Source organism: Emticicia sp. 17c, from assembly GCF_037153985.1.
GTDB lineage: Bacteria > Bacteroidota > Bacteroidia > Cytophagales > Spirosomataceae > Emticicia.
In genome coordinates, this window is sequence record NZ_JBBAYI010000022.1 from 25,799 (window position 1) to 40,238 (window position 14,440).

Below are 14,440 nucleotides of genomic sequence, written 5' to 3' on the forward strand. Positions count from 1 at the left end.
TTACTTATATTAAAGGCATTATTATCAAGAAAAAGCCCTTACAACAAACCTGAATTTTGTCAGGAAAAACAAAATTTAAACCCATGCTATTTAGTTTTGAACTTAAAAGCTCGCTATTACTTATATTTTTCTTTCATGGGCTAGTATTTTCTTGTCTGCTATTTTATAAAGCCTTGCAATATAACAGCAAATCGAGCTGCTGGTTAGGTTTATTTGTTTTGTTTTCTGCGCTATATATTGCTCCTTTTATGTTAGGATATGCAGGCTGGTATACCAGACAACCCTATAGAAACATCATGTTTTATGTGCCTTTCCAACAATTGCTTCTACTTCCTCCCATTCTTTATTTTTACTTCAAGAGCTTGCTCGATAGCTCGTTTACTTTCACAAAGCAACATTTCTATCATTTTATTCCGGCGGGTTTGTATCTGCTATATGCTGTAATTGTTGTAGTAACAGACCAGCTAGTTTTAAAAGAATACTATTTTTATGCTGACCAAAAAGATAAAGACTTTTCAACTTGGTATCAGTTTGCAGGATTTTTATCTATGACCTACTATCTGATTATCAGTTTAAAACTCTATACTCAATACAAAGAATTTACCTATAACGAGTTAAGTTTTGCCGATTCGGTTATGTTTAACTGGGCTAAAAAATTTTTAATTGCTTTTTTATTTTTGATTCTTTTCAGGCTTATATTTTTTATTTCGAACCCTGAGTGGGCAGCTTTCGGAAAAAAGTTCTGGTACTACCTTAGCTATTCTTTTCTGTTCTACTATATTTCAATAAATGGCTACTCAAACACGATTAATTCACTCACCTCATTTACTGAAAATAATATTGATACACCCGACGACACTCCTCAGAAATCTGTTGAAATACCCGATTTAGACATTCTGAAAGAAAAAATCGAAACTTTAATGGAGGTCGATAAAATTTATACAAATCCTACGCTGATACTTTCGGATGTATGCAAGTTATTGAATACGCATCCTAAGAAAGTTTCGCAGGTAGTTAATCAGGGGTTTGGTGTCAATTTCAATGACTTTGTTAATGAGTATCGTATTCGTGAAGCTCTCAGGAAAATTGCTCAAGGAGAACATCATTTACAGACCCTGCTTGGCATTGCACTTGACTGTGGCTTTAATTCCAAATCTACCTTTAACCGTGCCTTTAAAAAGTATACTTCCCTTAACCCGAAAGATTATATCAGAAAAAATTATGAAAAATGAGTATCAAATCATGATTTAGAGCGATTTCAGCTTTCTGGTTCAGCAATTTTGCATAAAAACTATCAACCATGAAGTATCCGTTTTTATTATTACTACTTTTGAATTTAAGTCAGCACTCATTTACACAAGCACAAGTATCTGACAACCTTACTCCGTTACAAATAAAAAAACTCGACTCCATTGCTACACAGGATGTTCCGGCATTGGCTCCCGGAATCGCTACTGCTATCATCAGCAACGGAACGGTAATCTACCAAAAAACAGTAGGCTTTGCCGATTTGGCAGATAGCTCTTTTATTACTGAAACTACAAAATTTAATATTGCCTCAAACGGTAAACAATTTACGGCCTTAGCAATTCTGATACTGGAAGAAGAAGGAAAATTAAAACTTTCTGACGATATCAGAAAATACCTCCCGACACTTTATCCAAACCTGAAAACAGCTATTACAATAGAACACTTACTCACACACAGAAGTGGTATCAGAGACATTTATGATTTGTGGTCATTACAGGGCTTAACATGGTGGAAAAACACCTTTAATAATGATGATGTTGTGTCGGTTATCCAGCAACAACATGATTTGAATTTTGAACCCGGTACCGCCTATCTGTATAGCAATACTAATTACATTTTACTTGCAAAAATTATTGAACAACTAACAAAAAATAGTTTTGTAGCCTACACTAACGAAATGTTTAGAAAGTTAGACATGCCTAATACTTCATTTATTGATGATTACACTCAAATAAAAGGGCATATTGCCAGAGCTTACTTTAATTTCAATACTTGGACTAACTACCAATGGAAATGGAATGTGTGTGGCGATGGAAATGTTTTCTCTACTCTTCAGGACCAAATACAATGGGAAATGATTATTCAAGGGAAAGTGCCTTTGAAAATCAAGCAACGTATTATTAAAAAAAGCCAATTGCTGTCTGAAAATTTTCCTAAAAGCCAGTATGGGTATGGGCTGGAATTTGGTTCATACAAAGGTAAGTCTTATCGCTTCCATGAAGGAGCTACCGGTGCATGGAAAGCAACAGTAATTCGGTTTTCTAAACCTGAAATTACTTTTATTACGCTAACAAACACAGGTAAAGCCATCCCTTCTATGCAAACAAGACAAATGGCTGATGTAGTGTTTAATTTTGCCCCTGACTCAGAATATTTCCTTACAAAACCAGAAAAAACCAGCAATTACTTAACTGATAACGAAATACTGGGAATTTACCAGACTGACAATAATTTTATATTCAGATTTGAAAAAATCAATGACCAAATCTATTTAAAACGCTTTGGACGCAACGATGTGAAACTATCCAGAGAAGCACCAAACATCTGGCATCAAACCTATGACCCCGATTTTAAACAAGAGTTTAAAAGAAACGAAAAAGGACAATTACAAGTAACAGCGTATTATACTACTCATGAGCCTTATACGCTTACCAAAACAGAAAGTAACTGGGTAGGCTTCGACTCCCATACAATTGTTGGCAAATACCGGAATGATGAAACCGCAGCAACACTTGAGATACGCCCTAAACAAGAAAAAACATACGAAGTAATAATAAAAGAATCGGCAGAGGGGCTTCTGATTTCGCCTGACAAGATGATAGTTAATGGCTATGTACTCGAGATAACCAATAACTCAATCAAACTGAACGGAGATAGAATAAAACGCGTGCTATTCAGGAAAACTGAATAAGGGCTATGTTTTCAGTGAAAACAGATAGCTTGTAGTTGCCTAAAAGACTAATACTGCTCGTACCAGCTAAACCTGTTCTGAACAATTTGTGATTTATCTTTTTTTAAGTACGAAAGAAACGCTAATGAAACCGGCGAATGCTTTTTGCCTTTTAACCATATTAAACTCCATGTGGTTTTAATTGGTAGGCCTTCAATCGGAATAATCTGTAATTCATTGTTATGCAATTCATTTCTTATACCTATCAATGGCATAATTGAATAGCCCAAACCAGCCAGCAATGCCTGCTTAACAGCTTCGTTAGAAGTAAGCTCCATCTTTTTTAAAACCGTAATGTTATTACTTTCAATAAAGTTTTCCATTGTTTGCCTTGTACCCGACCCTCTTTCTCTGAAAATCAGAGGCAAATCTGTAAATATTTCTTTTGTTTCAATGTTTTTATCCAGTTTCATTCGGGTATTGCCCACCAGATATAATTTGTTTTGAAGTAAATCAAGTTTTTCAACATTTAAAGTATTTGGCAAGATAGAAACAAGCGCAAAGTCTACTTCATTGTTTTCGAGGCTTTCTACAACTTTATTTTTGTTTGTTACATCCATCAATAACTCTATTCCTGAGTGTTGCTGCATAAAATCAGTCAGGAAATAAGGCATTACATACTTTCCGGTCGATACCACCGAAATCTTTAGCCTACCCGTTAACTGCCCTTTGTAAGCCAAAGTTTTATAATTGATGGCATACACCTGATTAAGTATATTCTCGGCCGCTTCTGCAATTTCTCGTCCGAAATCAGTGATATAGAGCTTTCTGCCAACTACTTCCGTCAGCGGTATATCAAACTGGTCCTGAAAGTTTTTCAGTTGAATCGAAACAGCAGGTTGTGTCAGGTGTAAATCTTCCGAAGCCTTAGTTACGCTTTGAGTCTGTACAACCTTCAAAAAAATCTGTAATTGGTTTAAGGTATAATTCATAAATAATTTTTATGATTTTTATTACAAATATAAATAAAAATTTATTAATCAGAATTATCAATTTTGTGGCGTTAAAATAAACCCCGTTTGAAATGACAAAAATAACAATCGCCAAAGGAGACGGCATAGGCCCTGAAATAATGGATGCCACACTTGAAATAATTTTAGCAGCAGGAGCTAAAATTGAAACTGAGGAAATAGAAGTAGGTGAAAAAGTGTACCTCTCAGGAAATACCTCCGGTATTGCCCCCGAAGCATGGGATATTATCAGACGTAACAAAATTTTTCTGAAAGCCCCTATTACTACCCCACAAGGCGGAGGCTACAAAAGTTTAAACGTAACTACCCGAAAATTTCTTGGGTTATACTCAAACGTAAGGCCGTGCATGAGCCTTCACCCATTTGTAAGTACCAAGCATCCGGTAATGGACATTGTTATTATCAGAGAAAACGAAGAGGATTTATACGCAGGTATTGAGCATCAACAAACCGACGAAGTGGTGCAATGCCTGAAACTCATAAGCAGACCCGGATGCGAAAAAATTGTTCGTTATGCCTTTGAATATGCAAAACAGCAAAACCGAAAGAAAGTAACCTGTTTCACCAAAGACAACATCATGAAACAAACCGATGGCTTGTTTCATCAGGTATTCAATGAAATTGCACAGGAATACCCAGAAATAGAAAACGAACATTGGATAATTGATATTGGTGCTGCTAAAATGGCTGATACGCCCGAAGCATTCGATGTAATTGTGATGCCTAATCTATACGGCGATGTACTGAGCGATGTAGCCGCTCAGATAACAGGTTCGGTTGGTTTGGCGGGGTCGGCCAATATTGGGGAAGAATGCGCCATGTTTGAAGCCATTCATGGGTCGGCCCCTAGAAGAGCAGGCCAAAACGTGGCCAATCCATCAGGTTTATTGCAGGGCGCAATCATGATGCTGAATCATATCGGCCAAACCGATGTAGCAGAAAAAGTACAGAATGCGTGGTTAAAAACTCTGGAAGATGGTATTCATACCTATGATATTTTCAAGGAAGGAGTCAGTCAGGAGAAAGTCGGCACAAAAGAGTTTGCAAAAGCAGTAATTGCAAACCTCGGGCAAAAGCCACGTATACTGAAGCCAGTAGCTTATGCCAACAATTCGGCTTTAAACCTGCCCAAATATAAACGCAAACCTGCGGCAAATAAAGAACTTGTTGGAGTTGATGTATTTGTACACTGGGCAGGAGATGACCCCAACGAATTGGCAACTAAAATTAAAACTATTGAAAGCGAAGCAATTAAGCTAAGTATGATTACAAACAGAGGCATAAAAGTCTGGCCTGATGGATTTAAAGAAACCTTCTGTACTGACCATTGGAGATGCCGGTTTAAACCTGTGGAAGGAGCTACCATCAGCAAAAACAATATCATTGAAATCTTAACAAACGCACTTGGTGAAAACATAGATACCATCAAAACTGAAAATCTTTATGCTTTTGATGGTAAACCTGCTTACTCATTAGGTCAGGGACAATAATTTTAATCTTATGAATATTCAACTGATACAAGGCGAATTTAGCTCCGGCGATGCCGTAGAGCTTGTAACGCAACTGATACACATAAAAATAAAGTATCACGAAAATAAGATAGCAAAAGACGTAAATGAAGAAGATATAAAATACAGAGAATCAAAAATAAAACGATTACAACAGGAACTCTACGAATTCAGAAAAAGTATCAGCCAAAATGGGCAGAAATTGAAACTCGAAGCGGTTATCAGTGCCGATTTCTCATGAATTGAAAGGAATTAACCTGATTTTCGGAATATTTCAGAATAATTGTATCTGAGTGTAAAGGATGCTTGTCGGGCATCCTTTACTATATAAAAGCGTAATTTGAAGCATTCATCTATTTATATAATTATGGCAAACAAGCTATTTATCGTATGTCCTTTTTCATGTCTGGAGAATTTCATAAGAACCCATTACGGAAACGATGTTTTCTTCCTGACCTATGCTGGTACTGTTTTAGGTACTCACGATTTTATATATAACTCCATTGTAAAACACCTTATTCATCAAGAAAAAATCAAAACAATCTATTTAGTAAATGATACCTCATGCCAGTTTATTAATAGCGTTATAACCAGAAAACAACTCATTGGCCTAACCTGCGAAAAAGTAATTGAAGAAATATATATTGAGCATTACTTGTCTGTGTTTAAGGGCTTGCCGTTACAAGAACAACAACACAAACTAGCAGAATTAAATATCAAAGCACAAGTAAACAATATTTTAGCATTTAAGCTCTTTAAAGATTTTATGACTGAATACGGGATTACAATTAAAGGTATAATTACTACAAAAGAGAGCAGCTCAATTCAGGAAATACAGGTTTTGAAATAAATGATTAATTGTGCAGTATCAGGAATCGGTTACTTACAATACGTTTTCCATTGATAGTTAATTGATAAAAATAAGTGCCATCTACCCAATCGGCTGTCGGAATAGTTACTTTAGTTTCTTTGTTTTCAATACCATGAGTAGCTACAACCGTACCTGATAAGTTAAAGAATATAAGTTTGGCACTTGGCAGATGTTCGGGTAGGCTATAATCAAAATTCACTTCTTTGTCTGCCGGATTCGGATATAAAGCTGAAATACTGACCTTACTAAAATCATCGTCGGGTTTGATGGTGGCACTCTCACATTTACAAACTTTAGTAGCAAACAAATCTTCATCAGTATCTTTTACTTCCGTCATTGTTATTTCTCTCTTCTCACTCATTACTCTGGTTTTACGGTCTCTGGCAGCAACATAAAAGGTACCTGCCCGTTGAGGAACAAATTCGTTTCCGGTAGCAATGGGTGTTTGAGCGTTTTCATCGTCAAACCATAATACTTCCGTACCTTTAGCCGAACTGGTTACACTAAATGCCGGAATGGCAGAACCGGGCGAAAAGGTTTCGTTCCGATTCAGAACCAACGGTGTTTGCACCATTGGTAAGTTACAATTAGGAGCATTTACTATCTTACTCGTGCTACAATTACCCGTAATATCTGTTGCCAGTAACGAAACGTTTGGCATAAAAGCCGGGATATTCTCGACTGTATAAAAGCCATTATTATGAGCTACCACATACCCAGCACTTGACTGCAAGGGCAAACGGTTCAGGCGTTTGAGATAATCATAAGAACTTGGCATACCAATATTGGTAATAGCGGCATAAATTTGCTGAACCAAGGCCCAGTCATCATCAAGCAGTTTAACTCTTATGCTATAGCTGTCAACTTTTTTGTTACAATAAATAGAATCTATTACAATTTTAGGGCCTGTGCAGCCTTCTACCAGAATAGGACAACAACTGGTTATATTACAAGAACCAGAAGCCTTTGAGAAAGTAAATTCGCCTCCTTTGGCAATACTTAACGAGCTATCGGCATTAATGATGGCAACATTAGGTGAGGTATCTTTGGTTATTTCATCATATACACCCGAAGATGGATTTTTATAATACCACCTGACACCCTTATATTTTTTTAAAGTAACCCTGTATGTTTCATCTTTTTTAAGACTTACAGGTACACTTACGCAACTCACCCCATAATCGCTTTCATCTTCACTGGCTAGCCTATTTTTAATATCTTTTTCGATACCATTCTGCCGCCATATCAAAGAGGTGCAGTAAGATAAACCCTCTTGTGTTACTTTTGCTTTAATTACAAGTTTAAGCGTTTCGCCTCCGTTAACATTGCCAACCGTCCAGATACCTCCTATTGATTCAAAAGTTCCTTTATCAGCATAAAAATAAACCACTTTTAAACTATTACTGAGTACGTTCTGAATAGCTACGTTTGTAGCCTGCTTATTACCGCGGTTAATGATAACTGTCGTAAAAGTTACAACTTCGTCGAGCTGTGGGTTATGAATATCTACCGCCTGAATAAGTTCCAGTTTACTATAATCGGCGATACTTGCAAAATTGACATGCTCCATCGTGATGGTCTGTTCGGCGAAGCAGGTCTCTGAATTATAAAGTCTTACGGTGTATGAAGTAGCAGAAACGGGATTAGGCAGATTTTTTATTTCAATTTCTCTTCTGGATGGCTCAATCGGAAGTGCCTTAGCATAAGCCATTCCGCTGTTGCCATTTTGTGAAATTTCGTAGCGTGTGGCATTATAAATATTTGATATATAGACTTTTCCATCGCTTACACCCGCCTGTGTTACATCGACGCTGTGTAGCAAAAAGCTAGGCGGAAAGCACTGTACAGCCTCTTCCCTGCCAATCAATTGATTGGAATCACTTTTATTAGAACTCAGAAATACAAATGCCAGTAATATAAAACAAACCTTGTGAATGAAAGTATATATATTTTCTGACGAACTTTGAAAGTTTTTCATTGTAATCTCAATAGCTTAAATCACTTAATTGTGTAAATAGTTTAAAAGTTAATCAAACTTTATTAAATCTAAAACACTAAGGGTACATACTGTTTGTAGCCTGCAATGCTACGTTACTTTTCGACCAATGTTATGAAAAAAGCTTTTTCGGGATAAATAAAAACGAACTATTTCCAATATAATTAAGCAGAACATTTATATTATAACCAGTCAAATCCTGTAAGACATAAATCTTACAGGATTTAAAACTGGCCATAATTTTATGTTATCTTATTACTTAGCCTTTCTTTCGATACTTGCTGGTTCACAGTATCCGCCAGGACAAGCACAATTGGTTTGTGTAAGTACAGGTACTCTATCAATGGTACAGCCGTAACTATTTTTAATTCTGACTGTGTATGATTGTGTTCCTGAACTTGGGTTTGCAAGGTTACTGGCAAATACCCCACCATTAGGTACTGATGCAAAGGCACTTGGCGTTGTTGCATTATAAGTACCCCCTGAATTATATGAAACCTCATCAGAGTTACGATATCTGGTCAGAATCAATTGTGCATTGTTCTGAGACACCGTACCGATACAGATTGAATTGACAGCGATTACCTCGGCTACTGGTTTCGGATCGATAGTTACACTTACCGTTGCCATTGGAGACTCGCAACCTGTACCCGGAATTATCTGTGTTACACTGAAGTAAGTCAGACCCGGTGTATTTGTTAATACTGCTGGAGCAGTTAGAGAAGTACCTCCATTTGCATACCATACAATAGTATTGCCGACTTCGCCTGTTGCACTAAGCGCATTTGGTGTAGCATCCTGACAGTATTTTAGTGGGTTTACTACAAGCATATCAGGCGTACGGTTGATTTTAACAGTTGATGTGTCACGGTCAGACTCACAACCAAAGCTGTTTGTCTGGGTTGCATAGTAATACAAGGTTTTTACTTCGTTAGTAGGTGGTGTTGGTGCGGCTATAGCATTGCCACCTTTTGGATTTTCATACCATTTAATTGTATTTTGCGCATCACCCGTGGCAGTAAGTACATCTGCCGGAATACTCTGACAATATACTTTGTCTTCAGCAACTGGTTTTTTCGGTTTCTCGTTTACTGTTATAGTTACAGGCGTACGATGCGAGATACAACCGTTGGCTTCGTTTAACTGGCTTACATAGTAAGTTGTTACACCAGCCGAAGTTGCAGAGAAAGGAGTGGCTGCTAGAGTAGAGTCTCCGCCCGTTTCACTGGTTCCGTACCATAATAAATGGTGGCCTGCCAATGCAATTGCTGCTCCTTCAATAGAAGTACTTGAATCTTCTCTACAAAATACTTTAGGAGTAGTTGCTAATGCCGGAGCTGCTGGCAATGGGTTAATAGTTACTGCTACTGACGCAGATGCCGAACAAGCAACACCATTAGTTACTGTTACTACATAGTTTCCTTCAAAGGCTTCTTCTGCATTAGGGCGTGTTGGTGACGCTACACTAGCTGTAAAGTTAGCCGGACCAGTCCAAGCATACGAACCGCCTGAACCTGCACCATCTGCTTTCAGAACGATAGTCGACTCAGCACATACCGGTGCTACTGTTTGTACAACTGCCACAGGAGTTTCTCTGATTTCTACAACAATTGCGCTGCGGTTCGACTCACAGGTAGTTGCATCAATTTTTTTACTTACATAGTATGTTTTAGTACCAACCGTATCAGTTGATGCTACTGTTGCCGTAGTTGAGGCTGTACCGCCAACGGCTCCGCTATACCACAGGTAGGTTACACCTGCCGTAGCTGTTTCGTTTGGCTGGAGAGTAATTGGTGCAGAATCTTCACACGCTGAAAGTGGGGTGTTCACAACTGGCGCATTTGGTTTTTCGTTTACCTTTACCTCGACTGAGCTACGATGAGACTCACAACCTGTTGATTCGCTTACCTGCGACACATAGTAAAGCGTTGTTTTAGCTTCTGTCGGATTATGTATCGGAATTACACGGGTCGAGTCTCCGCCTGTCTGGTCGGTACCATACCATAGTAAATGATGGCCTGCCTCTGCAATAGCTGTTCCTGCAATTGAGGCAGCCGAATCTTCTCTACAAAATACTTTTGGTGTTGTTACCAGTGGTTTTGGCAAATCGTTAATTACTACTGATACCGTAGCAGTTGCCGAACAAGCTACACCATTGGTTACTGTTACTACATAACTACCTTCGAATGCTTCTTCTGCATTAGGGCGTGTCGGAGCAGCTACATTGGCAGTAAAGTTAGCAGGGCCAGTCCACGCGTAAGAACCGCCGTCACCTGCACCGTCTGCTTTCAGACTGATAGTCGACTCAGCACACACAGGTTTAACTTCGGTCATGGCTACTACTGGAAGGTCACGGATAGTTAAAGTAACAATTGTTGAGTCGGCACAATTTTCATGTCCTTGCTCATACACTCTAAGTTTATATTTGTACACACCCACTGCTGTTGGGAACGCAGTGAAAGAAGAGGTATTCTGACCATCGATGGCAGCTGTACTTGCGTTATTTGCTCCATTATCGTTATACCACTGATAAATATACGTTCCGTTCGGATTCGTTTGAGTATTCTGAATAGTTATGGCAGCAAAGGTTGCATTCTTACAGATACTCTGAGGGTCTTGGTCAACCAGTAATGGTGGTGTACCTGGCTCTACATAAATTGGGCAACAGCCATTGCTGCTACAAGTACTTAAGCCGATATTAGTTGTATAAGAATACACACCGGGTTTCAGAATAGATAAAGAGCTGTCGGAATTAATGATTACACCTTGCATTGAAGCAGTAATGAGGGTATCATTTCTATACCATTTAATACCTGTATATCTAGGTAGTGTTACCACATATATATCATTCATACAGTAATCAAACGGTGTACTAACACAGGCTGTACCGTAGTCATCCTCACCCTGAATATTTGTTGTTGGGCTTGAATCTAGGTCTTGCTCATTTTCACCTGTTACGTTTGCAGTTATATATTTTACACCACGCGCGGTTATTTTACCAGTTAAAGTAAAGGTGATTGGTGCACCTCCATTAGGTACATTGCCAATCGTCCAGACGCTATCACTAGTTGCAAAAGTTCCGGTGCTTGCTGTACCAGATAGATAGGTAAACCCAGCCGGAATACCTATTTTCAGTTTAACCCCTGTTGCGGCTCCGTTACCAACGTTTGTTACTTGTACTGTGATGGTTACGGTAGTGTTAAGAGGTACTGAGCTACTTTTATCGGAGCCTACGGCTACCTGAATATCAGGATGCACAGGCACAGTATTAAAGTTTACATATTCCAGTGTAAATACCTTATCGGTATAACAACTACCATCTACCGAGAAAACACGGATAGTGTATTTGGTTCCTGCGGGATTCGTCGGTGTTGGTAATGTTTTCGAGATATAGGCACTGTCTAAATCCGAAATTTTTGTAGCTGACGCAAAGTCAGGCCCTGTGTAGGTCTCTCCTACTGAGTAACCTACTTTATTATTGCCCGAGATGTTACCTGAGATACGGATTCTCGCATCATTTGCAGTGGCACTAGTAGCATCGGTTCCTATTAATGTATAAGATATTGGATCCTGACAAACAGTTTGAGCAGAAACATTTTGATTTATAAATAACAGGAGGACACCAACAATCATTAGCCAGACTCCTGGTCGGGTTTGTCTATGATTGGCATGTAAGATAATTTTGGGTACTTTGTTTTCCATTTGACAAATTGATAAGTTGGATATGTAAAGCTTAATTAAATTGAGTACTTAATCTGTTTTGGTTACTGTGGCAGGCACGCAGTAGTTTTCTGGACACCCTTCACATTGTTTAATAATTGTTACTGTTCTGTCAACCGTACAACCATCTGTATTTTTTATTCTGACAGTATACGTTTGGCTACTTCCTGTTGGATTCTGTAATCCAGAAGCTGGCACTAATCCATTCGTTGGTATGCTTATAAAATTTGTGGCTATATTGCTATTATAAGATGTTCCGATATTAAATGAATATTGGTCATCGTTTCTATACCTATTTAGCAAAAACTTAGCATCGTTCTGTGGATTATTCGCTATACAAGTAGAGTTTATCGGAATAACCTCAGCATTTGGGGCAGAGTTAATTCTTGCTAAACCCGCTGTACGGGTAGGGCTTTGACAATTATTAGCGAAGCACGATGCAAAGTAAAATGTACTTTGCTTCAATGTAGTAGTAGCAAAAGTTATGCCAGTTCCTACTAAATTTCCGCTTGTTTGCCCATCATACCATTGAATTACCCCATCAGTACATCCGGTAGCTTTTAATGTTACAATTCCCTCGCCGCAGCGTGCTGCTTCTGTAATACTCGGAGAAGCAGGAAGGCTTGTAATTACTACTGAGATAGTAGCCGTAGCGGTACAGCCAACGGCATTGGTTACTGTAACGGTATAGATACCCGTGGCAGTTACTGGCACATTATTAATACTTGGATTTTGATTAAATGAAGTAAAACCGTCAGGGCCCGTCCAGGCATAAGTGTCTCCACCCGAAGCAACCAGATTCAGGGTTTGTCCGGCACAAACAGGGGTATTAGCATTTGCTACGGCAACCAAAGGTGCTGGTTGGGTGATAGTAACTGTTGCCGTTACACTACAATTATTCGCATCTTTGACTATAACTGTGTATGTTCCGGCCACTAGGTTTGAAGACGTAGCACCTGTTCCACCGCTTGGTGACCATTGATAAGTATAAGGTCCGGTGCCGCCACTGGCTGTTACTGTTGCGCTGCCATCATTACCTGCGTTACATTTTACGTTAACTCTGGTTACGCTCGCCGTTAAAACTGTTGGCTGGGTGATAGTCACCGTTGCCGTTACGCTACAATTATTCGCATCTTTGACTGTAACTGTGTATGTTCCAGCGGCTAGGTTTGAAGCCGTAGCACCCGTTCCCCCGCTTGGTGACCATTGATAAGTATAAGGTCCGGTTCCGCCACTGGCTGTTACTGTTGCGCTGCCATCGTTACCTGCGTTACATTTTACGTTAACTCCTGTAACGCTTGCCGTTAAAACTGTTGGTTGGGTGATAGTAACCGTTGCGGTTACGCTACAATTATTCGCGTCTTTGACTGTAACTGTATATGTTCCGGCTACTAGGTTTGAAGCCATAGCACTCGTCCCGCCACTTGATGACCATTGATAAGTATAAGGTCCAGTGCCACCACTAGCTGTTACTGTTGCGCTGCCATCGTTACCTGCGTTACATTTTACGTTAACTCCGGTTACACTAGCTGTTAAAACTGTTGGTTGGGTGATAGTCACCGTTGCGGTTACGCTACAATTATTCGCATCTTTGACTGTAACTGTGTATGTTCCAGCGGTTAAACTACTTGCTGTGGCACCTGTTCCACCAATTGGTGACCATTGATAAGTATAAGGTCCGGTACCACCACTGGCCGTTACTGTTGCGCTTCCATCATTACCTGCGTTACATTTTACGTTAACTCCTGTAACGCTAGCAGTTAAAACTGTTGGTTGAGTGATAGTTACTGTTGCCGTTACACTACAATTATTCGCATCTTTGACTGTGACTGTGTATGTTCCAGCGGTTAAATTACTTGCTGTGGCACCTGTTCCTCCACTTGGTGACCATTGATAAGTATAAGGTCCAGTGCCGCCACTAGCTGTTACTGTCGCGCTTCCATCGTTACCTGCGTTACATTTTACGTTAACTCCTGTAACGCTCGCTGTTAAAACTGTTGGTTGGGTGATAGTCACTGTTGCGGTTACGCTACAATTATTCGCATCTTTTACTGTGACTGTATATGTTCCGGCTACTAGGTTTGAAGCCGTAGCACTCGTTCCGCCACTTGGTGACCATTGATAGGTATAAGGTCCAGTTCCGCCACTGGCCGTTACTGTCGCGCTTCCATCGTTACCTGCGTTACATTTTACATTTATTCCGGTTACACTTGCCGTTAAAACTGTCGGTTGGGTGATAGTCACCGTTGCAGTAACACTACAATTATTCGCATCTTTTACTGTAACTGTATACGTTCCAGCCACTAGGTTTGAAGCCGTAGCACCTGTTCCGCCACTTGGTGACCATTGATAAGTATAAGGTCCGGTGCCGCCACTGGCTGTTACTGTTGCGCT

8 protein-coding genes and 1 pseudogene are annotated in these 14,440 nt (G+C 39.4%); 5 read left to right on the plus strand and 4 right to left on the minus strand.

All coding sequences use genetic code 11. From position 1 onward, the window contains the following. Nucleotides 1-248: 248 nt before the first annotated feature. Together WAA15_RS23475 and WAA15_RS23480 are read left to right on the plus strand one after the other, a co-directional pair. The gene (locus tag WAA15_RS23475; protein WP_337045294.1) at nucleotides 249-1,232 is read left to right on the plus strand and encodes a helix-turn-helix domain-containing protein; all 984 of its coding nucleotides are present in this window, start codon (nucleotides 249-251) and stop codon (nucleotides 1,230-1,232) included. A 68-nt stretch (nucleotides 1,233-1,300) separates the two neighbouring features. Then, nucleotides 1,301-2,941: a serine hydrolase domain-containing protein gene (locus WAA15_RS23480; protein ID WP_337045295.1), complete on the plus strand. Its 1,641-nt coding sequence runs from the start codon at nucleotides 1,301-1,303 to the stop codon at nucleotides 2,939-2,941. A 47-nt stretch (nucleotides 2,942-2,988) separates the two neighbouring features. Here WAA15_RS23480 and WAA15_RS23485 read toward each other — a convergent pair whose 3' ends face one another. Continuing rightward, nucleotides 2,989-3,912: a LysR family transcriptional regulator gene (locus WAA15_RS23485; RefSeq protein ID WP_337045296.1), complete on the minus strand. Its 924-nt coding sequence runs from the start codon at nucleotides 3,910-3,912 to the stop codon at nucleotides 2,989-2,991. Nucleotides 3,913-4,004: 92 nt separating this feature from the next. Between WAA15_RS23485 and WAA15_RS23490 the strand changes: the two genes are divergently transcribed. From WAA15_RS23490 to WAA15_RS23500, 3 genes are all read left to right on the plus strand, one after another. Beyond that, the gene (locus tag WAA15_RS23490) at nucleotides 4,005-5,441 is read left to right on the plus strand and encodes an NADP-dependent isocitrate dehydrogenase (protein ID WP_337045297.1); all 1,437 of its coding nucleotides are present in this window, start codon (nucleotides 4,005-4,007) and stop codon (nucleotides 5,439-5,441) included. A gap of 10 nt (nucleotides 5,442-5,451) precedes the next feature. Further along, on the plus strand, nucleotides 5,452-5,700 hold the full coding sequence (locus WAA15_RS23495) for a hypothetical protein (RefSeq protein ID WP_337045298.1): 249 nt from the start codon (nucleotides 5,452-5,454) through the stop codon (nucleotides 5,698-5,700). A gap of 126 nt (nucleotides 5,701-5,826) precedes the next feature. After that, nucleotides 5,827-6,309 (plus strand): hypothetical protein, encoded by a 483-nt coding sequence (locus WAA15_RS23500; RefSeq protein ID WP_337045299.1) that lies wholly within the window; start codon nucleotides 5,827-5,829, stop codon nucleotides 6,307-6,309. 4 nt (nucleotides 6,310-6,313) lie between these two features. Here the strand turns inward: WAA15_RS23500 and WAA15_RS23505 are convergent, their stop codons facing one another. From WAA15_RS23505 to WAA15_RS23515, 3 genes and pseudogenes are all read right to left on the minus strand, one after another. Then, nucleotides 6,314-8,308 (minus strand): T9SS type A sorting domain-containing protein, encoded by a 1,995-nt coding sequence (locus WAA15_RS23505; protein WP_337045300.1) that lies wholly within the window; start codon nucleotides 8,306-8,308, stop codon nucleotides 6,314-6,316. Nucleotides 8,309-8,581: 273 nt separating this feature from the next. After that, nucleotides 8,582-12,028: an Ig-like domain-containing protein gene (locus WAA15_RS23510; RefSeq protein ID WP_337045301.1), complete on the minus strand. Its 3,447-nt coding sequence runs from the start codon at nucleotides 12,026-12,028 to the stop codon at nucleotides 8,582-8,584. A gap of 48 nt (nucleotides 12,029-12,076) precedes the next feature. Beyond that, a pseudogene (locus tag WAA15_RS23515) lies at nucleotides 12,077-14,440 on the minus strand (hypothetical protein); the annotation flags it as partial.